General features: G+C 49.8%; 23 protein-coding genes, 1 tRNA gene and 1 pseudogene. 13 read left to right on the forward strand and 12 right to left on the reverse strand.

Annotation, left to right across the window (positions count from 1 at the left end; all coding sequences use genetic code 11):
* Positions 1–9: 9 nt before the first annotated feature.
* A complete protein-coding gene (locus AC1S5B_RS01310) occupies positions 10–1,122 on the reverse strand; it encodes an ABC transporter substrate-binding protein (RefSeq protein WP_482033919.1) in 1,113 nt (370 codons plus the stop codon).
* 89 nt (positions 1,123–1,211) lie between these two features.
* Positions 1,212–2,348: an ABC transporter ATP-binding protein gene (locus AC1S5B_RS01315; RefSeq protein WP_482033920.1), complete on the reverse strand. Its 1,137-nt coding sequence runs from the start codon at positions 2,346–2,348 to the stop codon at positions 1,212–1,214.
* A 455-nt stretch (positions 2,349–2,803) separates the two neighbouring features.
* Between AC1S5B_RS01315 and mrdA the strand changes: the two genes are divergently transcribed.
* Both mrdA and trmFO read left to right on the forward strand, forming a co-directional pair.
* Entirely contained in the window at positions 2,804–4,624 is a 1,821-nt protein-coding gene (gene mrdA, locus AC1S5B_RS01320) for a penicillin-binding protein 2 (protein WP_482033921.1), read from the forward strand.
* On the forward strand, positions 4,621–6,039 hold the full coding sequence (gene trmFO / locus AC1S5B_RS01325) for an FADH(2)-oxidizing methylenetetrahydrofolate--tRNA-(uracil(54)-C(5))-methyltransferase TrmFO (RefSeq protein ID WP_482033922.1): 1,419 nt from the start codon (positions 4,621–4,623) through the stop codon (positions 6,037–6,039). Before mrdA ends, trmFO begins: the two co-directional genes overlap by 4 nt.
* A 34-nt stretch (positions 6,040–6,073) precedes the next feature.
* Here the strand turns inward: trmFO and AC1S5B_RS01330 are convergent, their stop codons facing one another.
* The 4 genes from AC1S5B_RS01330 to AC1S5B_RS01345 form a co-directional block, all read right to left on the reverse strand.
* On the reverse strand, positions 6,074–6,310 hold the full coding sequence (locus AC1S5B_RS01330) for a hypothetical protein (RefSeq protein WP_482033923.1): 237 nt from the start codon (positions 6,308–6,310) through the stop codon (positions 6,074–6,076).
* Between the two features lie 98 nt (positions 6,311–6,408).
* Positions 6,409–6,912, reverse strand: coding sequence for a pentapeptide repeat-containing protein (locus AC1S5B_RS01335; protein ID WP_482033924.1), 504 nt, complete (start codon positions 6,910–6,912; stop codon positions 6,409–6,411).
* Positions 6,913–7,007: 95 nt separating this feature from the next.
* The gene (galE, locus tag AC1S5B_RS01340; RefSeq protein WP_482033925.1) at positions 7,008–8,009 is read right to left on the reverse strand and encodes a UDP-glucose 4-epimerase GalE; all 1,002 of its coding nucleotides are present in this window, start codon (positions 8,007–8,009) and stop codon (positions 7,008–7,010) included.
* Positions 8,010–8,119: 110 nt separating this feature from the next.
* Entirely contained in the window at positions 8,120–8,623 is a 504-nt protein-coding gene (locus tag AC1S5B_RS01345; protein WP_482033926.1) for a hypothetical protein, read from the reverse strand.
* Between the two features lie 46 nt (positions 8,624–8,669).
* Here AC1S5B_RS01345 and AC1S5B_RS01350 point away from each other — a divergent pair, with 46 nt between their 5' ends.
* A complete protein-coding gene (locus AC1S5B_RS01350; RefSeq protein WP_482033699.1) occupies positions 8,670–9,227 on the forward strand; it encodes a helix-turn-helix domain-containing protein in 558 nt (185 codons plus the stop codon).
* A 29-nt stretch (positions 9,228–9,256) separates the two neighbouring features.
* Positions 9,257–10,003, forward strand: coding sequence for a transposase (locus tag AC1S5B_RS01355; protein ID WP_482033698.1), 747 nt, complete (start codon positions 9,257–9,259; stop codon positions 10,001–10,003).
* A gap of 4 nt (positions 10,004–10,007) precedes the next feature.
* Here the strand turns inward: AC1S5B_RS01355 and AC1S5B_RS01360 are convergent.
* From AC1S5B_RS01360 to AC1S5B_RS01370, 3 genes and pseudogenes are all read right to left on the reverse strand, one after another.
* A pseudogene (locus tag AC1S5B_RS01360) lies at positions 10,008–11,163 on the reverse strand (IS630 family transposase).
* A gap of 356 nt (positions 11,164–11,519) precedes the next feature.
* Positions 11,520–12,590, reverse strand: a complete 1,071-nt coding sequence (gene hrcA, locus AC1S5B_RS01365; protein ID WP_482033927.1) for a heat-inducible transcriptional repressor HrcA — start codon at positions 12,588–12,590, stop codon at positions 11,520–11,522.
* 201 nt (positions 12,591–12,791) lie between these two features.
* Complete coding sequence (locus AC1S5B_RS01370) at positions 12,792–13,133, reverse strand: rhodanese-like domain-containing protein (RefSeq protein WP_482033928.1); 342 nt, start codon at positions 13,131–13,133, stop codon at positions 12,792–12,794.
* 381 nt (positions 13,134–13,514) lie between these two features.
* Between AC1S5B_RS01370 and AC1S5B_RS01375 the strand changes: the two genes are divergently transcribed.
* Positions 13,515–14,129 (forward strand): hypothetical protein, encoded by a 615-nt coding sequence (locus AC1S5B_RS01375; protein ID WP_482033929.1) that lies wholly within the window; start codon positions 13,515–13,517, stop codon positions 14,127–14,129.
* A 117-nt stretch (positions 14,130–14,246) separates the two neighbouring features.
* On the opposite strand, the gene AC1S5B_RS01380 is transcribed toward AC1S5B_RS01375, so the two are convergent.
* Both AC1S5B_RS01380 and AC1S5B_RS01385 read right to left on the reverse strand, forming a co-directional pair.
* On the reverse strand, positions 14,247–15,890 hold the full coding sequence (locus AC1S5B_RS01380) for a GspE/PulE family protein (protein ID WP_482033930.1): 1,644 nt from the start codon (positions 15,888–15,890) through the stop codon (positions 14,247–14,249).
* Positions 15,891–15,980: 90 nt separating this feature from the next.
* Positions 15,981–16,229, reverse strand: a complete 249-nt coding sequence (locus AC1S5B_RS01385) for a hypothetical protein (protein WP_482033931.1) — start codon at positions 16,227–16,229, stop codon at positions 15,981–15,983.
* A gap of 372 nt (positions 16,230–16,601) precedes the next feature.
* Between AC1S5B_RS01385 and AC1S5B_RS01390 the strand changes: the two genes are divergently transcribed.
* Positions 16,602–17,402 carry a hypothetical protein gene (locus AC1S5B_RS01390; RefSeq protein ID WP_482033932.1) on the forward strand — a complete coding sequence of 267 codons (801 nt, stop codon included), beginning with the start codon at positions 16,602–16,604 and terminating at the stop codon, positions 17,400–17,402.
* 134 nt (positions 17,403–17,536) lie between these two features.
* Here AC1S5B_RS01390 and AC1S5B_RS01395 read toward each other — a convergent pair.
* Positions 17,537–17,623, reverse strand: a tRNA-Ser gene (locus tag AC1S5B_RS01395).
* Positions 17,624–17,703: 80 nt separating this feature from the next.
* Between AC1S5B_RS01395 and AC1S5B_RS01400 the strand changes: the two genes are divergently transcribed.
* The 7 genes from AC1S5B_RS01400 (at position 17,704) to AC1S5B_RS01430 (ending at position 22,836) form a co-directional block, all read left to right on the forward strand.
* Positions 17,704–18,069: a 2Fe-2S iron-sulfur cluster-binding protein gene (locus tag AC1S5B_RS01400; RefSeq protein WP_482033933.1), complete on the forward strand. Its 366-nt coding sequence runs from the start codon at positions 17,704–17,706 to the stop codon at positions 18,067–18,069.
* 31 nt (positions 18,070–18,100) lie between these two features.
* A complete protein-coding gene (locus AC1S5B_RS01405; RefSeq protein ID WP_482033934.1) occupies positions 18,101–18,943 on the forward strand; it encodes an inositol monophosphatase family protein in 843 nt (280 codons plus the stop codon).
* A gap of 67 nt (positions 18,944–19,010) precedes the next feature.
* Entirely contained in the window at positions 19,011–19,985 is a 975-nt protein-coding gene (locus AC1S5B_RS01410; protein WP_482033935.1) for a J domain-containing protein, read from the forward strand.
* Positions 19,985–21,220, forward strand: coding sequence for an ATP phosphoribosyltransferase regulatory subunit (locus AC1S5B_RS01415; RefSeq protein WP_482033936.1), 1,236 nt, complete (start codon positions 19,985–19,987; stop codon positions 21,218–21,220). The genes AC1S5B_RS01410 and AC1S5B_RS01415 overlap by 1 nt, the downstream gene beginning before the upstream one ends.
* A 110-nt stretch (positions 21,221–21,330) precedes the next feature.
* Positions 21,331–21,558 (forward strand): indolepyruvate ferredoxin oxidoreductase subunit alpha, encoded by a 228-nt coding sequence (locus tag AC1S5B_RS01420; protein WP_482033937.1) that lies wholly within the window; start codon positions 21,331–21,333, stop codon positions 21,556–21,558.
* Positions 21,559–21,595: 37 nt separating this feature from the next.
* Positions 21,596–22,324: an ABC transporter ATP-binding protein gene (locus tag AC1S5B_RS01425; protein ID WP_482033938.1), complete on the forward strand. Its 729-nt coding sequence runs from the start codon at positions 21,596–21,598 to the stop codon at positions 22,322–22,324.
* Positions 22,321–22,836: a M67 family metallopeptidase gene (locus tag AC1S5B_RS01430; protein ID WP_482033939.1), complete on the forward strand. Its 516-nt coding sequence runs from the start codon at positions 22,321–22,323 to the stop codon at positions 22,834–22,836. Before AC1S5B_RS01425 ends, AC1S5B_RS01430 begins: the two co-directional genes overlap by 4 nt.
* Positions 22,837–22,844: the final 8 nt, after the last annotated feature.

A 22,844-nucleotide genomic window follows, 5' to 3' on the forward strand; every position in this document is an offset into this window, starting at 1 on the left:
GAAATATAGTTAGCTGCTGGTGAGAATTGTCCAGTATTTTTCGTAAAGTGCTTCTGCGGCACGGGGCAAGGGCACAATGCCCTCAGAGTGTTGCAGGACGCTATCGGGCGGAAATAAGGCTTCGTTGTTGCGGACTGGAGCAGGCAGTTGATCAAAGGCGGCTTTGTTGGGAGTCGCAAAAAAGAGACGCTCAGTGACTTGGGAGGCAACGGCGGGTTGCAACATATAGTTGATCCAAGCGTAAGCCGCATCTGGATTGGGCGCATTTTTAGGAATCACCATGGCATCACTCCACAATGAGGTGCCACTTTTCGGAACGACATAGTCTATTTTTGGGTTTTGTTGGGCAACCAGTACGCCATCGATCGAAAAGCCCATTGCCATGACTAAATCTCCAGCTAATAGCTGATCTCGCCATGCGTCGGTGGTAAAGCTAGCGATCGCAGGTTTTAGCACCTTCAGTTTTTCAAAGGCTGCCTGGATTTCCTGAGGATTCGTAGAATTATAAGAGTAACCCAGAGATCGCAGCGCCGCCCCAAATACTTCCCGCGTATCGTTTAAGAGCGTGATTCGACCACTTAATTTTTCCTGATTTTCCCAAAGATAATTCCAATCTTCAGGTGGCGGGTCAATCTTATCGCTGTTATAGATTAAGCCCGTGGTGCCCCAACTGATCGGCACATGATGACGATTGCCAGGATCGTGGACGGAAGCCCGAAATTTAGGCAAAATATTTTCCAAGCCTGAAATTTTAGATTCTTCTAACTCTTTCAGCAGCTTGAGTTCCAGCATTTTGGCAACCGAATAGTCCGACGGGTAAACAATGCTGTAGGCGGCTCCTTTACCTGCCTGAAACGTTGCCAGCATGGTTTCATTCGCATCAAAGGTATCCGCAATCACCCGAATTCCAGTTTGGGCAGTAAACTCCCGCAGCAAATCAGCATCAATATAGTTAGACCAGGTATAAATATAAAGTTCATTCGCTGCGCCTGATTTCCCTTGCACTGGGCGCACTTCTGCCAATGTCCAGCCACAGCCCGATAGCGCTAACCCAGAAGCAGACGCGATCGCGGTCTGCAAAAACTGACGACGACCCAGATGATGAGATGAAGAGTGATGCAAAATTGCTGTGTATCTCCCTATCTAACTATCTAACTATCTAACACCTGATACCCGATACCTGACACCTGATGCCTGATACCTGCCTCCTATTACCTTTCTCCCGTCAACGGGAGCGCCAGACAGTCATCCATCTCCCATACAAGATAGAGCGGAGTATCTTCGCCAGGGAGGTCACCAGAGAAGCTAGGCTGTCTAACAGTGAGGCGATCGCCCGATGCTAACTCCACCACATAGTGAACATGGGTTCCTAGATACATCACGGTGCGAAGCCGCCCTTCAAAAGTGTTGGCTTCGTGGTCAAAGGGCGATAGACTCAAGCGAATTTTTTCAGGGCGGACACTCACAACCACCGAGCCAGAAGTCAGGGATTCTCCATTGGATGGCTTTGCCTTCATTTTCAACCCGTTATCGGTAATTAGCCATAGGACATTCGCAGAAAAACCCTCGATTTTGCCATAGAACAGATTAGTATCCCCAATGAAGTCTGCCACAAAGGATGTTTTGGGATGTTCATAAATCCGTTCTGGAGAATCAATTTGCTCAATGTTGCCTTGATTCATGACTGCAATGCGATCGCTCAAACTCATCGCTTCTTCTTGGTCGTGAGTCACCATCACAAAGGTCAAACCCAGTTCCTGATGAAGCGTCGATAGCTCTACCTGCATTTCTTTCCGCAGTTTCAAATCGAGCGCGCCCAAAGGTTCATCCAACAACAGCACCGCAGGGCGATTAATTAAGGCTCTTGCCAACGCCACCCGTTGCTGTTGTCCACCAGAGAGTTGGGCGGGAAATCGCTTGGCAAACCCGTCCATTTTGACCAGATTTAACGCCTGATCTACTTGACTTTGTACTTCTGCCTTACTTTGTTTTTTAAGTCGAAGCCCAAAGGCGACATTTTCCCAAACCGTGAGATGGCTAAACAACGCATAGCTTTGAAAGACGGTGTTCACTGGGCGACGATAGGGCGGCACTCGATTGACCGACTGACCTCGAATTAAAACTTCTCCTGAAGAGGGAGTCTCAAAACCCGCAACCAAGCGCAGCGTGGTAGTTTTGCCACAGCCAGAGGGACCTAGGATGCTAAAAAATTCTCCTCGACGAATGGTCAAATCAATGCCGCGAACGACAGGGTCGTGATTATAAACTTTGGAGACCTTACGAAGCTCGACATCGAATTCGGTGTCGGCTGTCGTGAAAGTTCGATTTTGGATTGCAGCCTGAGACATAGGGGAAGATGTTCCTGTAAGCGTTCAATCCTCATCTCGTAATTTGATAAGGTATTAAAGCAGACATTTGGTTTATTGTATCCATTCATTCTCTGTTCACAAAGCCAGGTTAAGCCCACCTAGCTTGCAATTACGCCATACGTTCATCTAGACCGCACCCAAAGTAGACTATCCTAGCAATCTAGAGGAATTGCAAATTTCTTTAGATTGAATGATTATAAGATGCCCAACTCGCAAAGAGAGTTATCAACTAGTCATTTTTCTTTTGCGTTGCGCCTATCGAACTTTCTAGGGCACAAGGGGAAACTTTATCACTTTGATACTGGTAATGCACTGGTACTAGTGATGCACTGATATCTGTGATGCACGAATGGCAATCACCTCTTGCGTTAGGGTTTATGTTTACTCAGTGGGTCTTGGCTGCTAAGTGAACACGTTGTTACTGTTGCTGGTTCATGACGCTAACTCAATCGCCTTTTACGACAGCTACTCAATCTGAAACCCGCACGGTGGGACAGCGCTATCGCTCGATTTTTTTGATGGCGATCGCATCTTTCCTGGTATTGGGAGGGTTGGGCGGTCGCCTAGTCTATCTACAGCTTTTAGACGGAGCGACTAATCGAAAACTCGCTGAAAACAATCGCATTCGGCTAATTCCGAAGCAACCTGAGCGCGGCAAGGTTTTGGATCGCAAAGGTCGGATATTAGCAGGAAGCCGATTGTCGCATTCAGTTTTCTTGTGGCCCCTAGCTCGCAAAAAAGGAGAATGGGGTAGCACAGTGAAGCGGCTAGCTCAAATTCTCAAAATTCCTGAAACGGTTGTTCAATCCCGCCTTGATCAGGCAGGGTATAACTCACCGTTTTTGGTACGGATGGCACGGGGCATCAGTCCGGCGCAAGTGACGGCTCTCACCGAATATAGTGCAGAGTTGGACGGGGTGCAGGTAGATGCGGAGGCGGTGCGCTACTACCCGAATGGAGATCTGGCAGCCCATATATTGGGCTATACGGGCGAACTCAGCGATGAGGAACTGAAGCAGCGCAAAGACGATGGCTATCGATTGGGCGATGTGACGGGGCAAATGGGAATTGAATTGGCATACGAGAATTTGCTGCGGGGAGAATGGGGCGGTCAGCAGGTGGAGGTAGACGGTGCCGGACAGGTAGTGCGAATTTTGGGGCAGAAAGCTACTAAGGCAGGACAGGATGTGACACTGACGCTGGATGTGGATTTGCAAAAGGTGGCAGAGCAGGCATTGGGCGATCGCAAAGGGGCGATCGTGGCGCTTGATCCTCGCAATGGGGCTGTTTTGGCAATGGTGAGTCGTCCCGCATTCGATCCTAATTTGTTTTCAACCCGGATCACCGATGCCCAATGGAAACAGTTACAAAGTGCGGATCATCCCTTTGTGAATCGAGCATTGCAAGCCTTTCAACCCGCGAGTACGTTTAAGATTGTGACCACGGCGGCAGGTCTGGAGTCTGGCAAGTTTGGTCCAGATACCGTATTGCCGACCTATCCGTCCCTCACCATTGGCGGCATTGTATTTAATGATTGGAACCGGGCAGGCTTTGGTCCGTTAGGTTTTCCGGGGGCGATCGCCCATAGCAGCGACACTTTTTTCTACCAAGTCGCAATGACGGTGGGCGACAAAACCCTGATCGACTGGACTCGGCGCTTTGGCTTTGGGCGCAAAACAGGGATTGAGCTAGGGGTTGAAGAGTCTCCTGGGTTGGTGCCCGATGATGCTTGGAAGCGCAAGGAATTGAAGGAAGGCTGGTTTTTGGGCGATACCGTAAATATGTCGATCGGGCAAGGTTACCTGTTAACCTCGCCGCTGCAAGTTGCCGTGATGTTTGCGGTGCCTGCCAATGGCGGCTTTTTGGTGAAGCCTCACTTGCTCAAAGACAATGAAGAATCGAAAAACTGGCGAGAATCTTTAAATATGCTGCCGACCACATCGCAAAAGATTCGTGAAGGGCTGCGAGAAGTTGTGACTTATGGCACGGGCGGGGCAGTGGATGATCCAAGTTTACCCGCGATCGCGGGTAAAAGCGGCACTTCTGAAGATATGGGCGATGGATCGGATACGTGGTTTGGTGCCTATTCCCCCGCAGAATCGCCTGAAATTGTGGTAGTCGCTTTTGCTGAAAAATCCGGGGGTGGGGGTGGCTCTGTGGGTGCGCCGATTGTCCGGCAAGTGCTGAAGGCATACTTTAATTTGAAGAAAAAAGGTGCTTCTGCGCCTAAATCTGAAGCCAATCTAGTACGGTGAAAAGAGGCAATCAGAACAGTTCAGAACAGTATGGAGAAGCGGGTGGTATGCAGCAACCCATTCATGTGATTGGCGGCGGATTGGCAGGAACCGAGGCAGCATGGCAAATTGCTCAAGCAGGCGTGCCTGTGATTTTGCACGAAATGCGCCCCCAGCGGCTGAGTCCGGCGCATCACTCCGAGCATTTGGCAGAATTGGTTTGCAGTAATTCCTTTGGGGCACAGGCAAGCGATCGCGCCTCTGGACTATTGCATGAAGAACTGCGTCGGCTTGGTGCGATCGTGATTTCCACTGCTGACAGTCACTCCGTTCCGGCTGGAGGAGCCTTAGCCGTAGATCGCGCCGTCTTCAGCCAAACTTTGACCGAAACCCTGGCTAATCATCCGTTGATTGAACTGCGACGAGGCGAAGTTCGCACCATTCCTGCGGATGGGGTTGTCGTGCTGACCACAGGACCTTTAACCAGTCCCGATTTAACGGACGATCTGCGTCGCTTGACGGGCATGGATTATATGAGCTTTTTTGATGCAGCAAGCCCAATTGTGGTTGGCGAATCGATTAACTATGATCTTGCTTTTTTGGCGTCTCGGTACGATCGCGGCGAAGCAGCCTATCTCAACTGCCCCATGAACCGGGAGCAATACCTGCACTTTTGGCAAGAACTTTGCCAAGCAGAACAGGCAGAATTAAAAGACTTTGAGCGAGAAACCGCCAAGTTTTTTGAAGCCTGCCTGCCGATTGAAGAAATGGCGCGACGGGGCGAAGATACCATGCGCTACGGTCCACTCAAACCCGTCGGCTTGTTTGATCCCCGCCTAGGAGATTTTCGCGAACCCGAAAACAAGGCGAAGCGCCCCTATGCGGTGGTGCAACTGCGGCAAGAAGATAAGGCGGGTCAATTGTGGAATATGGTTGGGTTCCAGACCAACCTGCGCTGGGGCGAACAAAAACGGGTATTCAAGTTAATTCCGGGTTTAGAAAACGCTGAATTTGTGCGAATGGGGGTGATGCACCGCAATACGTTTATCAATGCGCCGGAATTGCTGCACCCAACCCTGCAATTTAAACAGCGCTCAACCTTACTGGCGGCGGGGCAGTTGGTGGGCACAGAAGGTTACACGGCAGCAGCGGCGGGTGGTTGGCTGGCGGGAACCAACGCGGCAAGGGTGGCATTGGGGCAAACACCCCTCGTGTTGCCGGGGACGACGATGATCGGAGCGCTGTTTGAGTTTATTAGTTCGGCATCGCCCAAACATTTTCAGCCGATGCCGCCAAACTTTGGCATTTTGCCTGCGCTGCCCGATCGCATTCGCAATAAACAAGAACGCTATGGCATCTATCGCGATCGCTCCTTTGCTGATCTAACCCTTTGGAGCCAACATCGAGCCGGAGCAAGGCTAGAAGCAGCGATTTGACGGGACATGGCTACCCGATCTCATCATTTTGAGGTCAGTTTGGGGTACGGGGTAGGGCGTTTTGTTCTCGTTGGGCGGTGACTGTCCATCGTCGATACCGCTGAGGATAGACGCAGCCTGTACTGTAAACACTTTCTAAATTGCTGCCCGACACCATGCGGAGACAGGTTGGATATCTGCCAAGTTGCCAGTAAGCAACGGCAATGCCGCCCAGCAAAAGACTAAGTCCCCCCGCGATCGCGGCAGATTTAACTGAAGGATTAAATTGCATAATGGCAGCTTCTCAAACTCAGCCTCATCTGTCAGTTACATAGGGAACGGTTTAGTTTAGAATTCGGAGTTTTGAGTTGGGGAGTTGAAGTTTTGAGATCAGTTCTCTGCCCTCCGCACTTTGTCCTCCTGCCGTACCCCACTAGCGCCATCTAAATCTGCTTGAAGCAGGTTCGCTCCGGTGAGATTAGCGGCTTCTAAATCGGCAAATCGTAAGCTTGTTTGTTCCAAGGATGCATTTTGGAGGTTGGCTTGGGAGAGAATTGCCCCACTGAGATCCGTTTTTTCTAGACTAGCACTCAATAAATTGGTGTTAGCAAGGTTAGCAAGACTGAGATCTGAATCTTGCAAGCTCACCTGAGTCAGATTCGCTCCCTGTAAGTTCGCTTCACTGAGGTTGATGCGGTTTAGTTTAGCGTTCTGCAAATTGGCATTTTGCAAATTGGCTCTTGGCAACTGTGCGCCCTGCAAATCGCAGCCAGGGCAATATCGAGTGACAATCAGCCATATCACTCGTACTTCTAGCGATCGCGCCATGCTAACAACCCCGCCCCCCAGCAATAGCCCCATGATTACAAGCCCGATGATTTTACGCTGAGGCATTTCTTTTTTCCATATGGCAATTTTCTAGGGTGCGTTTCGATTTCACTCAACGCACCCACGGCGATCGCTTTTTTTCATTCGTCACTCAACCGTTGTCAAGCACCATTTCCGTGTCGTTTTTGGTGCCACTTCCAGGCATGGGCAATGATCTGTTTCAGGTCAGCGTATTGGGGATTCCAGCCTAAGATGCTGCGGGCGCGATCGCTGCTGCCCACTAGCGCAGGTGGATCGCCAGGACGACGGGGAGATTCGACTACTTTAATCTCACGATCAGTAATTTGACGCGCCGTTTCAATCACCTCTTTGACTGAAAAACCGTTGCCATTGCCCAAGTTGAATACCGTCGTCTCGCCGCCTTTGAGCAAATACTCCAGCCCTAACACATGAGCCTCTGCCAAATCGGTGACGTGAATATAATCGCGAACGCAAGTGCCATCGGGAGTTGGGTAATCGGTGCCAAAAATAGAAATAGACTCTCGTTTGCCCAAAGCCGTCAGCAACACAAGGGGAATTAGATGAGTTTCGGGAACATGATCCTCGCCTAATCGCCCTGCCGGATCAGCCCCCGCAGCGTTGAAATAGCGAAAACGAACGGATTTAAACTGATAAGCGCTGTCGAAATCTTGGAGTACTTGCTCAACCATCAGTTTGCTAACCCCATAAGGGCTAATTGGATCTTGGGGATGATCTTCTGGGATGGGAACAGTTTTAGGAACACCGTAGGTTGCACAAGTGGATGAAAAGACAAACTTATCAATGGAAGCCGCCATCATCGCTTCCAGCAGTGTGAGGGTGCCCACAAAGTTGTTGCGATAGTATTTTGCTGGATCGGTAACCGATTCGCCGACATAGGTAAAGGCAGCAAAATGTATCACAGCAGCAATATCGCGAGTAGCAAAGAGGTTATCCAATAGCGGGCGATCGCAGGTATCCCCCACCACCATCTCCACCTTCAACACATCCTTTGCAATATCTTGATGCCCATAGGCAAGATTATCTAGCACCACCACCCCATAGCCTGCCTGCTGTAATGCCAGCACCGCGTGGGAGCCAATGTAACCTGCTCCGCCCGTTACTAAGATCGTTGGTTGCGCCATGATTCTGTTGCTTCCTACTTTTATCCATACCAGACTAGCTTTTCAAGTACAGAATGCCCAAGTTCAAAATAAGCTGTTTGCCTGACACATCTCGGTAAATTCCAAGCACATCAAGTTTTACAGGTTAATGACCGGACACGAGAAAACCAAATTTCGTCGTAGAAATCTCGCTCTGCCCGTTTCGAGGCAAACACAGGTTGCGGATCTTTCGGCAGTAGTGGAACTGGAGTGAGCAGATTCCGTCCTTTATGAACCACCCCTTTCAACCACCTGAGACCAATTTTGAGATAGCTAATGCCACGCCGCCAGTGCGGGTCAACCTGCTGACGCAAGCCCGCGATTTGCACCGACATTCCCTGCGCGGTGGCATAGAGCAGAGTTAATGCAGCCACCAGATAGAGTCGTTCCAAGGCGGCTTCACGCCGTAAGCGAGAATCTTCTAACTCAAATGCCCCTGACTTGCTATCCAAAAACAATTCTCCGACTCGAAACCGCAGCGCGTATTGCCATAAGGTTCGCAACAAGGGCATCTCATCGGTGGCGACTGCCCAGGATTCTTTAGCTCCTTTAACGCTCGCCAGCACTAGTGGGTCATTTGCTACGGTTGCTGCCATTCTCTAAAGGCTCGAAAATGATGACATTCTAGCGTGAGGTGAGGCTATGACTCGTCATCAAAAACATCCCCTTCGGAGTCTCACTCCAGAAGAGCAGCAATATTTAGAAAAAGTGAGTCGGTCGCAAAGTGAAAGCGCCAGTCGAGTTACCCGCGCCAAACTATTACTGGCGGTAGCAGAGGGTTGCGATTACACGGATGCAGCTCGAAGAGTCGGACGACGCTCTGGAGATGCAGTTGCCCAATTAGTGGCACGGTTCAACCAAGAAGGGATTACAGCACTGAACTTCCGACATGGAGGAGGCCCTGAAGTTGTGTATGGGAGTGAACAACGCTCCAAAATCCTTCAGGCAGTGCAACGCAAACCGGAACGACTAACCGATGGAACGGCAACCTGGAGCTTGAGTACTCTACAGCGGAGCATTCGAGAGCAGGAACCAGAGTTATCGCGGGTGAGTACCTACACCTTACACAAGGTGTTGAAAGAGTCAGGATGGAGTTGGCAGAAGAACCGGAGTTGGTGTGAAACCGGGAAAGTGGTGCGAAAACGAAAATCGGGAGTGGTGACAGTGGTAGACCCGGATGGTGAAGCAAAAAAGCATTAATTGAGCAAGCCTATACCGTCGCAGAGGCAATGGGATTAGCCGTTTGGTGTGAAGATGAAGCAGGTCCGTTTACCACGGTTCCTTACCCAGGCGAGAGTTGGCAACCCCAGGAACATCCAGCAACTTATTCGCATGAGTATGTCAAAGATGGGACTGCCAAGCTGTTAACACTCTTTCATCCCAGGGACGGGAAAGTCCGAGTCAAAGGGGTACAAAGCTGTACCAATCAGGTATTACATCCTTGGTTGAAACAAGAATTAGCAGAGATTGTCCAATCTCTACCTGCCCCGATTGCTGCAACGAGTGCAACGGATACGCGTTTATTATGGCAACGATGGCGCGAAAATCTGAGCATCAAATTTACATTGCCCCAACCACTGCCGCCCTTAAGAATGCTGTTAATTTGCGACAATCTGGCAGGACATAAAACACCTGAGTTTGTCCTCTGGCTATGCGCTCATGGCATCTTACCCCTTTACACTCCTTTGGGCGGAAGTTGGCTCAATATGGCAGAATCCATCCAACGGATTTTGAAACGACGAGCCTTATCTGGGCAACATCCCCAAACCCCTCAGCAAATTATGGATTGGTTTGAAGCAGTTGCTCAAGCTTGGAATCAGCATCCAACTCCCTTTGAGTGGAGTGGCAAACGGTCTGCGCGACGACAGAGAGCACGAATCCGACGGCAGCATCAGTTGGGTGGTTCAGGTGCTTGTACGGCTTCCCCAATTTCTAGAAATCGTCCCTCTAAATATGGCAATACTCATGCCAAATGACCCACTAGTGGTTTACCAAGCTAACGTTGCTGGGTTCAACGACAGAATACAATCGCCCTAATTTAACTCGCGCATCGGTCGTTTTGAAGCGCCAATTGACCGTTGCTTTTTGCCGATTCCGTTGCTGTTGCCAAGTGCTAATTTCGTCGCTCAATTCCTGCTGAGTTGGAATACGACGGTTTAGACATTGGCGTGAGAGCACCGAGAATTCAATTTCGACTTGATTGAGCCAACTGGCGTGCTTAGGGGTGTAGTGAAATTCTAGTCTCTTGAGAATGCGATTAGCTTCCTTTGGGGCAAGCGTCTCATACAGAGCAGACGGATGATGAATGTTGAGATTGTCCACGACTAAGCGGATGTAGTCTACATCAGGACGATGAATGTCTACGAAACCCTTCATTTGTTGAGCAAAGTCAGTCTTGGTGCGGCTATTGGTGACTTCCATCTGTCGCCATCGAGCTAGCGGTTCAAATAAGCCAAACAGATTAACCACGCCATTGCGTTTGTACTCATAGTCATAGCGCTGGGGCTGTTTCGGTCGAGCGGGAATGTGCGTTCTCATTTCCTCAATGAGCACACAGGGACGTTCATCCAAACAAATGACAGGGCGTTTGGGGTCCTAGGCTTCTCCATAAAAGTCGAGTAAATCTTCCATTCGCCAGACATGGACGGCATCGACTTTGGGAATGCACTATTGCTCCTTCAGCCACGGTTGGATGTCGTTTTTTTCAGCGTTTGCCGCACGGTCTCATCCGATATTGACTCGATATTGACTCCACCATTCCCACTTCGACTAAACGGTCTGCCAATCGCTGCATCGTCCACTCTGCTCGCCCAGTTGGTGCATCCGAACAGGCGGTGGCAATTAAAAACGCTTCAGCGCTGGCATCAAGTTTGCGGGCTTTGGCTGGCTGGGGTCGGTCTTTGAGCGCTGTTTCCAGGCTACCTGCAAATACATATTTCTCGCGGGTACGTTCGACCGTTGAGACATTGACTCGTAGATTTTCGGCGATGGCTTGGTCAGTTTGTCCTTTATGCACTTGCAGCAAAATCCGCGCACGGCTCTGCCTCCGAGCCGAATGCTTTCCAGCTCTCAACAGGGCTTCTAACTCATTGACTTCTTTATCGCTTAGGTTCACGGTATATTTCTTCTGGCTCATACACTCTCTGTTTTTTAAGTCAGAGTACCAGCCGCCATTGAACTAGGCAAAACTCCTTTGGTAGACTGCTAGTAAGGCGAATGGGATTAACACTTGTAGCTTTGCCTTCTGGCTTACGGTTTGAGCATACCGCAGACTTTTTGCTAATATTCTTCACTCTCGCTGATCTCGATCTTCAACGATCGCGCCATAAACAATCGGCTTCACGACTCTACGCCCTATTCTATGCTTCTTAAAATAGAGTTGGTATGACAAAGTTGATCGATCTAGTACGCGCAACGGTGAGAAGTGCAGTCAAAAGTTTTGAGTTTTGAATTTGTCCTTCGCCACCTAGCCCCTACCCACTGTTCCCGCTCTTAACTAATTGCCTCTGAAATATAGTCGGCAGTGGCTTCTACTAAGGCGATCGCGTTTTCATACGCCATCCGCGTGGGTCCTAACATGCCAACGCTGCCCACAGGGGTTTTGCCTTTGCAGTAGGTGGATGAAATTAGGGTGCAAGCGCGAATCGGCTCTAGAGAATTTTCCGAGCCAATCCGAATGGAGACGCGCTTGCCGAAAGGAGAGGGTTCAAAAATCAGGGGAATGAGTTGATCTTGCTCATCTTCAAGCAAATGCACAATAGTTTGAACCTGATGCACTTCGGAAAATTCGGGTTGGCGCATCACTTCTGATATCCCACTCATCATCAGTTGGGTTGGCGCAGGAGACTGAGAGCGGCGCGTCAGTTCGGTTAAGATGTTTTTGAGAAAATCGCCATACCGTTGAAATTCGCGATCGAGTTCAGTCCAATCCATTTGGGTAAGTTCTGCGATCGCCTTACCGCGCAAATGGCTATTCAGAAAATTGGACAAAATCTGCAATTCACGTTCCAGCAGTTCTGCTTCGGCAGGTGTGTTGTCTTCTCCCGTTGCCAGATCTAACAGAGCCGACTGGGTTTCGTATGAATCGGTGACAAAGATGAGCATCACCCGATTGGAATCAACCAGCACCAGTTGAATGTGATGTAGCCGCGCCGTGTAGGTTTGAGGCATGGTAATCAGGGCAATATAGCCGCTGACAGTTGCCAAAATGTGAGCGGCTCCCCGCAGCATCGCTTCCAAGCTGCCATCTTCGCGGGTGCGGCGATCGCTTAACAACTGCTCGATCTGAAGTGCGAAGTCACTGGATGGGGTCAGCAGCTTGTCTACATAAATTCGATAGCCCGAATCGGAAGGCACTCTGCCCGCAGAAATATGAGGCTGATAAAGCAGTCCGACTTTTTCCAATACGCCCATTGAGTTACGAATTGTGGCAGAACTAACGCTCAGGTTATATTCCTTCAGCAATGCTTCGGAGCCAACGGGTTCTGCGGTGGCAATGTAGTGACGAACGGTTGCCCAAAGCACCTGCTGCTGACGATTTGTAAGTTTGATGGGTGACGACATGAGGGTAAGGCGCGAATTCTAAAGGGATGGCATTCAGGGCGATCGCACGGCTCATCGCTATGTATAGAAAATCATTATGAGTGAAATGCTGAATGAAAGGCGTTCTCAGCGAACTATTGAGTAGATGGCTTCTAAATCCACTATAAGGTGGAAAGTTATTGACATGCCACTTTTGGCAAACCATACTGCCAAACCTCAACCTTAATATCGAGGAATGGCAGCATCAACGACGCAGGAGTAAGCATCAATGCCGCCTGTCACATTTTTTACATTCGTAAAACCCTGATTCATCAGCCACTGGCACATCTGAGCAGAGCGCATCCCGTGATGGCACAACACCAAAGTTTCTTTATTCGCATCCAAGCGGCTATGAATGTCGGTTGACCACTCACCATGCTGACTTAGGGGCAAGTTGACAAAGCCCTCTAACTGAGCCAATTCCAATTCATGAGGTTCCCGCACATCGACAAACTGGAGATCGCCCCCTTCCTGTAACAGAGTCGCCAATTGATCAACCGTAATTTCTGGCAGCGATGTAAACATAACAGTAATGCCCTAAAAAGGTAGGATAGCGTACCGTAAGAGGCTTTCACACTGCGATCGCCCCTAACACTTTAGGGTTCGCTTTTTGCCCTCCGGAAATCCCCGTCACTCCAGCGATTTCATACCTTCATCATGGAGTTTGCGCTTTAAGACTTTTACTGTTTCGCCACGTTGCAGATCCCACAATTGAGTTGCTTGCTTGAGAAAGGCGATCGCGCTGCGGAAAAAGGGAGCGATCGCAGTGGTATTGACAAAATTTCTGGAAATAGGGTGCTAAGACAGTGTAATTGTTGATTGGGGGAGCTTGAAAGCTGTGGGCACATTGCCAGCAAAACTAAAGTCTCACCCCACTTCTGCCCATTCACAAACGGAAAACGAGCGATGAAACTGACTAATGCCCTCTTGATTTCACTCTGTGTGTCGGGTGTCTCTCTACTTTATTTAGGCAATGTGTCTGCAAAAGCTTCTGATTTAGCATCAGTTACGCCCGCTAGGACGATCGCCTTGAAACCGATCGCTCAAGCTAAGCCAAGTTTGGCAGTGTTAGCCCTCGACTCCCAGGGCTTACGAGTGGTGAATAAGTCTACGGGAGCCACTCGGTCGATCGAGTTTGGCACCAAGGAAGCCGATGTGGTTTCAATCCTGACGAACTTACGGGGAACCCCCCGCAATCGCGGCGTGAATCAAGAGTGCGGAGCGGGTCCACTTGGCTTTGCCAGTTGGGCAGATGGATTGTCCCTCCAGTTTAATAAAGGTCTCTTTGCTGGATGGAGCATCAATAGTCGCAGCAAAGGAGCCAATAAACTGACGACTATCTCTGGAATTGGCACTGGCTCAACTCGAACTCAACTCAATAAGGCTTACACCGTCAAAGTAAGCCAAAGTTCTCTAGGAACCGAATTTTCTGCGGGTGGTCTGGGAGGGTTGCTGAGTGGGAACAAACCAACCGATCGCGTGACCAGCCTATGGAGCGGCACCACCTGCTTTTTCCGGTGATGTAGCGTTTCAAATGCCTTTTTGCCCGGTTGCAAATCCCATAGTTGAATGGGTTGTTCCACACAAGCGATCCTTCACAGACGGGCACTATGACCATGATTTCGCAAGCAACAGATATCAGGATAAGTTGACAGAGCGGCGACTCATGGCGCTGTGGGGCAAAACGCGCAGCACTTCTTGAAGGGTGGTGATGCCGCTGGTGACTTTGGCGATCGCTGCCATCCGAAACGACTCAAACCCCGACTCTGCAAGGTAGCGATACATCTGAGTCATGGTGCCTTCATAGATAATCTGCCGCAGCGTATCATCCACATCCAGCAATTCGATAATTGCCTCCCGCCCGGAATAGCCAGAGTGAAAACAGCGAGCGCAGCCCTTACCCATCCGCCACTCCTCTGGTTTTGCCTTGTCTGGATGAAGCCCTAGCAGTTTCAAATCAGACTGCGTAGGCGTATAGGGAGTTGCACAATGAGGGCACACTTTGCGGACGAGTCGCTGTGCCACAATTCCCAGCAGCGCATCACTAATCAAACCGGGATCGGGACCAATATCTTTGAGCCGAGGAATGGCACTGGCAGCATCATTGGTGTGGAGTGTGGTTAGAACTAAGTGCCCAGTCAACGCGGCTCGGAAGGCAGTTTCGGCAGTTTCGTGATCTCGGATTTCTCCTAGCATAATGATATCGGGGTCTTGTCGCAAAATGGCGCGGAGTCCGGCGGCAAAGGTCATTCCTGCCAGTTCATGCACTTGGGTTTGGGTGATGCGGGGCAGAATATATTCCACTGGGTCTTCCACGGTCACCACATTCACATATTCGGTCGCCACGGTTTGCAGGCTGGTGTAGAGGGTGCTAGTTTTGCCGGAGCCAGTGGGTCCAGTAAAAATAATCATGCCTTGAGGTTGCTTCAGCCAGCCTTTGTAAAGAGCGAGGGTGCGATCGCTAAAACCCAACTCATCCATGCCAGTAAACGGATTTTCGCGCGGCAGCAAGCGAATCACCGCTTTTTCACCGCCGACGCAGGGTAAGGTGCTAACTCGCATATCCAGACCCAAGTCGGACTCAGAGCCGCTAGTATATTTATCGCCAATCCGGGCATCTTGAGGACGGCGGCTTTCGGCAATATCCATATCCGCCATGACTTTCAATGCGACGATCGCTCGTCGGCTAATCTCCGGCGGCAACAGGGTAATATCTCGCAAAATGCCGTCGATCCGATAGCGAATTCGCAAGCCGTCGGTGGTGGGTTCTAAGTGAATATCACTGGCACGGTTCCGCAAGGCTCCCGAAATGATGGTTTTGATCCGTCCAATTTGATCGACGGCTTTTGCCAGCAGTTCACGGGTAATCTCGCTAATGTTTTCCTGCTCATGTTCTCCCGTCAGCGGATTGATGAATGGCTGAGAACTGAGGCAGTTTGCATCAATATTTTGGGTGCGATACCAGGTAGTGTAGCTTTTGTCGGTGATGGGAATGATTTTGATGTTGGTGAAGGTGCGATCGCTCAACTTGCGAATCGTATCCAGCGAGACAGGCACCGGACAGCCCAGGTAAAAGCAGTTTTGCCACAACAACAGTGGCAGCAAGGGCGGCAGCGTCGAGCGATCAGGAAACTCTCGCAAAAAGCGGTAGCTAACTTCAATATCCAGCAAACTTAAGGTAACAGTGCCATCTTCATCAACAAGCCATCGCAACGCTTCTTCACAAGTAATTTCGCGCTTTTTAAGCTGTTGCCAAACGGAGAGGGTCGAGGTGGAATTCATTTAAAAATGACGAGTGATAAATGACGAGAGTACAGATAAACAACAGATAAGCATTGGACACTAGCACCTCACACCTCACACCTGTATAACCTATTCCCGGTTCTCTTCTCTTCTCTGTTGAATCACAAATTGTTTTAGCGCAGTTTGGCGGTTTTCCATAAAGCGGTTCCAGAAGCCTGGAATTAAGCCGTCCATGGTGTGAGCGATCGCCCAAACTTCTAGCGCCATTGAGTTATAAAGAGCGCGATCGCTATGGCGCAGCCGTTCAAGCCATTGGTCAATATCCATGTAGGCAGCCGATTCAAGGAAGTCGTTTTCAGGAATTGAGTTCTTAGACATAGGATTGGGTGTGCCCTAGTGGCTGACAGGTTTTTCAAAGCCTTGTTTTTAGCGCCTTGAATATGGGCAATTTGCAGTTACCCCTTGCTCTCAGTCTAGAGTCTTCCCTGTCTGGTGTGATTCAAGGAATGCTATGGAGCATGACTTTATCACCACGAATCTATTGATCAAGTGGCGCGATCGCGGTTTGAAGTGCCGGGGCACTCAGGCTTCAGGTGTTTTCATTGGTTTGACCCATTCTCACCCGGACAATCACCCTCTCGTAACGTTTTTTATCTGCTTACCTCACTTCTGCCTACCTCACTGATGGCAGAGTAAAATTTAATTACATTGATCTAAGCAATCATCAGGGTTTTGCTAAAGGATTGACGGATGGCACTGCTCAAGCAAAAAAATAGTCCAAGATGGTTGGGATTCGTCGGGCTAGGAGCGATCGCCCTTGCTGCTCTGGTTGGCGTGATTGTGATGCAGCGATCGCAGCTTGATCAACCATCCCAATGGGCAGAAAACCCAAAACAGGCTGAAGAGCAAGAAACCCTAAAATTAAAGTTGTTGAGCCGTACTCCCACTTTTGGGTTTGATAATGTCTTGTCGGATTGGGTATTCCTCAACTTTTTGCAGTACTACGGCGATGAGGACGCACGCAAAAAAACCGGGTACGCTCTCAGCCCCCAGTATTTTGACATTGTGACCCGGCTTGATCCTCAGTTTATTGATGTTTATATGTTTATTTCGGGTGCCGTGTCTTATCAATTGGGCAAGCCCGACCTTGCCGTTGACCTGATGAAGCGGGGTACAGCCGCTCTTTCGCCCAAAGCAAATCCAAAGGCGTTTCAAGTCTGGCGGTTTATGGGGCTAGATCAATTGTTATTGCAAGGAGATGTTCCCGGCTCCATTCGTTCCCACGAGATGGCAGCCAAGTGGGTCAAAGGATCACCAGATGAGGATCTCGCGCCGCTTTTTCAAGGAACTGCAAATTTTCTCCGCAAAGATCCTAATAGCATCCCTGTACGAGTTTCTGCATGGGGATCAATTTATGAACAGGCGCAAATGGTGGGCGATCGGCAAACTCAAAAACGGGCAAAAAAAGAAATTGAAAAGCTAGGGGGCAAGATTTTTGAAAAAGATGGAAAAATGATGATTCAGCCCCCGGTGAGTAAGCCAAAGAAATAAGAGAGAAGAAAAACTAGGACAAGCATGATTCCTCAATGAGTGCAGCAGGCGTTTCAAGAAGAAACTAGAAAGATGCTGCAAAACCTCAGAAAACAACGGTCAGAAAAAACTGCAAGACTTGTAAAGTTTGGGAACGGAGAGAGAGGGATTCGAACCCTCGTTAAAGTTACCCCTAAACAGCATTTCCAGTGCTGCGCCTTCAACCACTCGGCCATCTCTCCAAAAAGTTGTGCTGTGTAAACAGCCATGAGAGAACTATAGTAGCAAAACAAGTGTCATTTTGGTAATAAAGACTGAATTCATGCCTTTTCACACTATTCAAATTCGCGATCGCCGAACCAATACGCTTCACACTGTTCAAATTCCTGAAGATCGCTACATTCTGCAAACGGCGGAAAATCAAGGGGTTCCACTTCCTTTTGCCTGTCGCAATGGAGCCTGCACCACCTGTGCCGTTCGGGTTGTTTCGGGTGAGCTATACCAGCCTGAAGCCATGGGTCTGTCTCCCGCTTTGCAGCGTCAGGGCTATGCGTTGCTCTGCGTTAGCTACCCACGTTCCGATCTAAAAGTAGAAACTCAAGATGAAGATGAAGTGTATGAGTTGCAATTTGGGCGATACTTTGGCAAGGGTAAAGTCAAACGCAGACTTCCCCTTGATGAAGAATAGTGTGTCCGTCAGATCTCGTCCTTAAGTTTCTATGCCGCTCTCTCCTAGTCAACTTCAAATCTTTCTGGATATTGCCACTGAAGCCGCCTTAGCCGCAGGCGCAATTTTGCAGCAGCACTGGGGCAACTTGGAACGTGTGGAAGAAAAAGGGCGCTCTGGAGATCTGGTGACGATCGCCGATCGCCAAGCAGAGGCGGCAGTTTTGCAGGTGCTTCAACGCCATGTGCCAGATCACAACATTTTGGCTGAAGAATCGGGGCAACTGGGCAATTCAGAAAGCGAATTTTTATGGGCGATCGATCCATTGGATGGCACCACCAACTATGCCCACTCCTATCCTGTCTCTGCCGTGTCGATCGGTCTCATGCTAGACGGAGTGCCGATTGTTGGAGCTATTTTTGACCCATTTCGGCAAGAGTTATTTCGGGCAGCGGCAGGGCAAGGAGCTACCTGCAACCGCCGCCCCATTCGCGTCTCCAAAACCGCTGACCTGAGCCAAAGTTTGCTGGTGACGGGCTTTGCCTACGATCGCTGCCAAACTACCGATAACAACTATGCTGAATTTTGCTACCTCACCCACCTGACCCATGGCGTGCGGCGCAGCGGCTCGGCTGCGATGGATCTCGCCTATGTTGCCTGCGGTAGGCTGGATGGCTATTGGGAGCGGGGCTTAGCTCCTTGGGATATGACCGCCGGGGTCATTCTGCTGCAAGAAGCAGGCGGCACAGTCACAGCTTACGATCAATCCCCTTTACAGATTAATTCTGGGCGCATTTTGGCAACGAATGGAACCATTCACGTTAATCTTAGCCAAGCACTGCAACAGGTTCCTCCGTTAGCAACCTGGGCAGATTCCACCAAGTTTGTTGGCTGACCTTAGCGCAGACCATGAACAGTCAGATTACACTAGAGAAAATTCCACGGCAGGCAAGCAGTACACCATGTCTTTCCAATTTGAGCGAGGGTTGTTTCTATTAGATTTTGTAGACCATCACGCCATACTAGGGGTGCCCATTGATGCAGATGTGCAAACCATTCGGAAACGCTATCTTAAAGTGGCTCGTAAGCTGCACCCTGACAGCGGGGCCCTAGAGGGGGAAGCAGACAAAAAGCTGGCTAGCGAATTGTTATCAAAGCTAGTGAATCCTGCCTGGGAAAAGCTTTCTCAAGAAAAAGACCGCACAGAATACGGCATCGTGTTGAATTTGAAAGGGCAGCAAGCGAGTCGTCGGGGAAACTGGGAATTGGGCAATTTGGGCAAAGAGATTGCCAATGCCAGCAATCCTGAGCATTTTTATCGCGCTTCGTTGAAAGGGCTTGTCGATAAACAGTATGAGCACTTAGAACAAGCGCTAGAAATTACAGGGCAAATCAGCGAACTCAATATGGTCTATTTGATGCGGAAGGAAAGCCAAGGTGGGCTTAGCACGGGCGAACCTCAACGAACAATTTACACGGGTAGCAATCTACCAGATTCTTCGCAATCCTCCACTAGACCCGCCGCAACCCAGCAACCGCAGGCAGCACGCCCAGAGTCAGTCGCCGATCAATATTACCGTCGGGCAGAAGGCTATATGGCAAAAAACAATTATGCTAAAGCAGTTTTGGAACTGCGAGATGCCCTCCAGCTTGAACCCAGAAATAGCAGTTGCCATGCGTTGCTAGGCGCAGTTCACTTAAAGCAAGGTCAGGCAACCATGGCAAAAATTCACTTTAATAAGGCGCTGGAGTTTGATCCGACGAATGAAATCGCGCTTGAAGGGAAACAGAAGTTAGAAAAAGCAACGGGCACTTCAACAAACTCCAAACAATCGACCCAGAAACCCGACGATAAAAAAAATAAGTCAGGCAACAAAAATAAACCCGACGATAACGCAGGTGGCGGTCTATTTGGTTTATTTGGGAAAAAGAAGTAATGGTCTATCAACCGCCTGCGGGAGCCAGAGATTTGCTCCCTTTAGATGTTGCTCAAAAGCGTTGGATTGAAGAGCGCTTGCAGCAAGTGTTTCATCAGTGGGGCTACCACCGCATCATCACCTCAACCCTAGAGCGCTTAGACACCTTGATGGCAGGGGGAGCCATTCAGCGGTCAACCGTGTTGCAGCTACAGGGGCTAGATGAGGAAGATTTGGGATTACGCCCTGAATTAACCGCCTCGATCGCCAGAACGGTCGTAACGCGCATGGCAGACGCAACCTACCCGCTCCGGCTCTACTACAATGCCAACATCTTTCGCCGCGCCCAAGAAACCAGCCACACGCGCCAGCAGGAGTTTTATCAGGCAGGGGTCGAGCTACTCGGCAGCGGGGGATTGCTGGCTGACGCAGAAACATTATTGCTATTGATGGATTGTCTCCAAAGCCTGGGCTTGAGCCAGTGGTCGATTGTGCTAGGCGAAGCCGGATTAACGCGATCGCTGCTGTCTGTGTTTCCATCAACCATACAAGCAGCCGTGCGGCAGGCGATCGCCACTCTGGATCGCATTACCCTCGAAACCTTGCCCATGAGTCAGGAACTCCGCGATCGCGCCTTGCTATTGCTCGATCTGCGCGGCACTCCTGCTGAAGTTTTGCAAAAAGTATCTAGTTTAGATCTTAACCCAACCCAGCAGACCGCCCTAGATAACCTCAAATCCCTAATTGACCTATTACAAAATACGCCCGACACCCGACACCCGACACCTTATGCCCTCGTTCTCGACCTCAGCTTAATCCAAACCTTGGACTACTACACCGGCATTGTGTTTGAAGTGGTTAGCGATACTCCTAATGGGCAGCAAGTATTGGGGCAAGGCGGACGCTATGATCAACTACTAGGGTTGTATCATCCCCAAGGCGAAACCGCTCCAGGGATTGGATTTGCCTTACAAATTGAACAACTGCATCAAGCGATCGCCCTCACGAACCAAATTCCTCAGCACATTTCCACCAGCGATTGGCTCGTGGTTCCAGAAAATCCCCAAGCCTACACTGCGGCTCTTGCCCATACTCAAAAACTTCGGACAACTTCAGATACAGTAAGAGTCGAACTAGATTTAGGAGGACGCACTCCCGCCGAAATTCATGATTATGCCCAGCATCGTCAAATTGCCGCGATCGCCTGGATTTCGCCAGACGGCACCGCCAAAATTGAACCCGTCAAACTGGAATAATTGAGTAACGAAATGGGGATGAGGTTTCGGGTTTCAGTTTTCAGATAATGAGAAAGCCCTGACCTCTGCCCCTAGTCCCCTCGCCCTTTGCCCCCTGTTGGAGATTCTCTGTGCCCCATTCAATTGTGACTGAAACCTGTGAAGGCGTAGCAGATTGTGTTGATGCCTGCCCCGTTGCCTGTATTCATCCAAGTTCTGGCAAAAACCTGAAAGGAATGGATTGGTATTGGATCGATTTTTCCACCTGCATCGACTGTGGTATTTGCCTGCAAGTGTGCCCCGTGGAAGGCGCGATCATTCCAGAAGAGCGCCCCGACCTGCAACAAACACCTCTTTAATGAACTCTCTTTTGCCTATTCCCTATCCCCTCTTGCCATGCCCGACTCTGCACCCCTACTCGAAGTTGAAAATGTATACGCTGGCTATGTCAAAGATTTAAACATTTTGCAGGGCGTGAATTTTCGGATTCATCCAGGGGAACTGGTGGCGGTGATTGGTCCTAACGGAGCCGGAAAATCGACCCTAGCAAAAACAATTTTTGGCTTGTTGACTCCTGAGAAGGGCAGCATCGTGTTTGCTGGCAAAAGCATTGTGGGCTTGAAGTCAGACGAAATTGTGCAGCAGGGCATGTGTTATGTGCCGCAAATCTCTAACGTGTTTCGATCACTCACTGTGGAAGAAAATCTAGAAATGGGTGCCTTTGTGCTGGATCAGCCCATCCAACCGCTAAAAGATGAGATTTTTACGCGCTTTCCTAAACTGGCAGAACGCCGTAACCAACGGGCTGGAACCTTGTCTGGTGGAGAACGGCAAATGCTGGCAATGGGCAGAGCGCTAATGCTAAAACCCAAACTGCTGCTGCTGGATGAACCGTCTGCGGCATTATCGCCTTTGTTGGTAGACAGTGTGTTTGAGCAAATTCGAGAAATTAATCGGACGGGAACCGCGATCGCTTTAGTGGAACAAAACGCCCGTAAAGCTTTGGAGATGGCAGATCGGGGCTATGTGCTGGAGGCAGGACGCGATCGCTTTGAAGGGCGGGGAATTGATCTGCTCAATGATCCCAAGGTGGGCGAATTATATTTGGGAGCGACTAAACGATGACGCTAAGGCTAAGCGCTGATCACATCCAGGCGATGACGACCCATGCCGAACGCGCTTATCCTGAAGAGTGCTGTGGTTTGATGCTGGGCAAAGTTCAGGAGAGGAATCTCGCTGACGAATCCATGCGGGTTGTGACCGCGCTCTATCCCGTTGAAAATAGCTGGGATCAGCACGTAGCCACCGATCTCCAAGATGAATCACCCTCCAAAACCCGCCGATACGCGATCGCGCCCGAAGAAATGTTAAAGGCAATGCAAGATGCACGCCGCCGTAATTTAGCTATTATTGGGATCTATCACTCCCATCCCGATCATCCAGCAGTGCCCTCAGAGTGCGATCGTCGCCTCGCATGGCACCACTATTCTTACAGTATTATTTCCGTTCAGCAGGGAAAAGCCACAGAGTTTTATAGTTGGAGTCTAGATGTAAATCATCAGTTCCAATCGGAAGTGGTGATCCAGGAAGCCATTCCTCATGAATCTATACTCTGCCCCCTGATCCCCAATCCCTGATCCCTATT

This window comes from Leptolyngbya sp. CALU 1928 (genome assembly GCF_056784215.1).

Bases quoted from the DNA above. Each gene is read 5' to 3' on its own strand.
- mrdA (WP_482033921.1), top strand. From the start codon at position 2,804: ATGACGCTAACTCAATCGCCTTTTACGACAGCTACTCAATCTGAAACC.
- AC1S5B_RS01415 (WP_482033936.1), top strand. From the start codon at position 19,985: ATGGTCTATCAACCGCCTGCGGGAGCCAGAGATTTGCTCCCTTTAGAT.
- AC1S5B_RS01345 (WP_482033926.1), bottom strand. From the start codon at position 8,623: ATGGCAGCAACCGTAGCAAATGACCCACTAGTGCTGGCGAGCGTTAAA.
- AC1S5B_RS01380 (WP_482033930.1), bottom strand. From the start codon at position 15,890: ATGAATTCCACCTCGACCCTCTCCGTTTGGCAACAGCTTAAAAAGCGC.
- AC1S5B_RS01385 (WP_482033931.1), bottom strand. From the start codon at position 16,229: ATGTCTAAGAACTCAATTCCTGAAAACGACTTCCTTGAATCGGCTGCC.
- AC1S5B_RS01430 (WP_482033939.1), top strand. From the start codon at position 22,321: ATGACGCTAAGGCTAAGCGCTGATCACATCCAGGCGATGACGACCCAT.
- AC1S5B_RS01390 (WP_482033932.1), top strand. From the start codon at position 16,602: ATGGCACTGCTCAAGCAAAAAAATAGTCCAAGATGGTTGGGATTCGTC.
- AC1S5B_RS01375 (WP_482033929.1), top strand. From the start codon at position 13,515: ATGAAACTGACTAATGCCCTCTTGATTTCACTCTGTGTGTCGGGTGTC.
- hrcA (WP_482033927.1), bottom strand. From the start codon at position 12,590: ATGTCGTCACCCATCAAACTTACAAATCGTCAGCAGCAGGTGCTTTGG.
- galE (WP_482033925.1), bottom strand. From the start codon at position 8,009: ATGGCGCAACCAACGATCTTAGTAACGGGCGGAGCAGGTTACATTGGC.
- AC1S5B_RS01400 (WP_482033933.1), top strand. From the start codon at position 17,704: ATGCCTTTTCACACTATTCAAATTCGCGATCGCCGAACCAATACGCTT.
- AC1S5B_RS01405 (WP_482033934.1), top strand. From the start codon at position 18,101: ATGCCGCTCTCTCCTAGTCAACTTCAAATCTTTCTGGATATTGCCACT.
- AC1S5B_RS01425 (WP_482033938.1), top strand. From the start codon at position 21,596: ATGCCCGACTCTGCACCCCTACTCGAAGTTGAAAATGTATACGCTGGC.
- AC1S5B_RS01350 (WP_482033699.1), top strand. From the start codon at position 8,670: ATGACTCGTCATCAAAAACATCCCCTTCGGAGTCTCACTCCAGAAGAG.
- AC1S5B_RS01330 (WP_482033923.1), bottom strand. From the start codon at position 6,310: ATGCAATTTAATCCTTCAGTTAAATCTGCCGCGATCGCGGGGGGACTT.
- AC1S5B_RS01335 (WP_482033924.1), bottom strand. From the start codon at position 6,912: ATGCCTCAGCGTAAAATCATCGGGCTTGTAATCATGGGGCTATTGCTG.
- AC1S5B_RS01370 (WP_482033928.1), bottom strand. From the start codon at position 13,133: ATGTTTACATCGCTGCCAGAAATTACGGTTGATCAATTGGCGACTCTG.
- AC1S5B_RS01355 (WP_482033698.1), top strand. From the start codon at position 9,257: ATGGGATTAGCCGTTTGGTGTGAAGATGAAGCAGGTCCGTTTACCACG.
- AC1S5B_RS01410 (WP_482033935.1), top strand. From the start codon at position 19,011: ATGTCTTTCCAATTTGAGCGAGGGTTGTTTCTATTAGATTTTGTAGAC.
- AC1S5B_RS01315 (WP_482033920.1), bottom strand. From the start codon at position 2,348: ATGTCTCAGGCTGCAATCCAAAATCGAACTTTCACGACAGCCGACACC.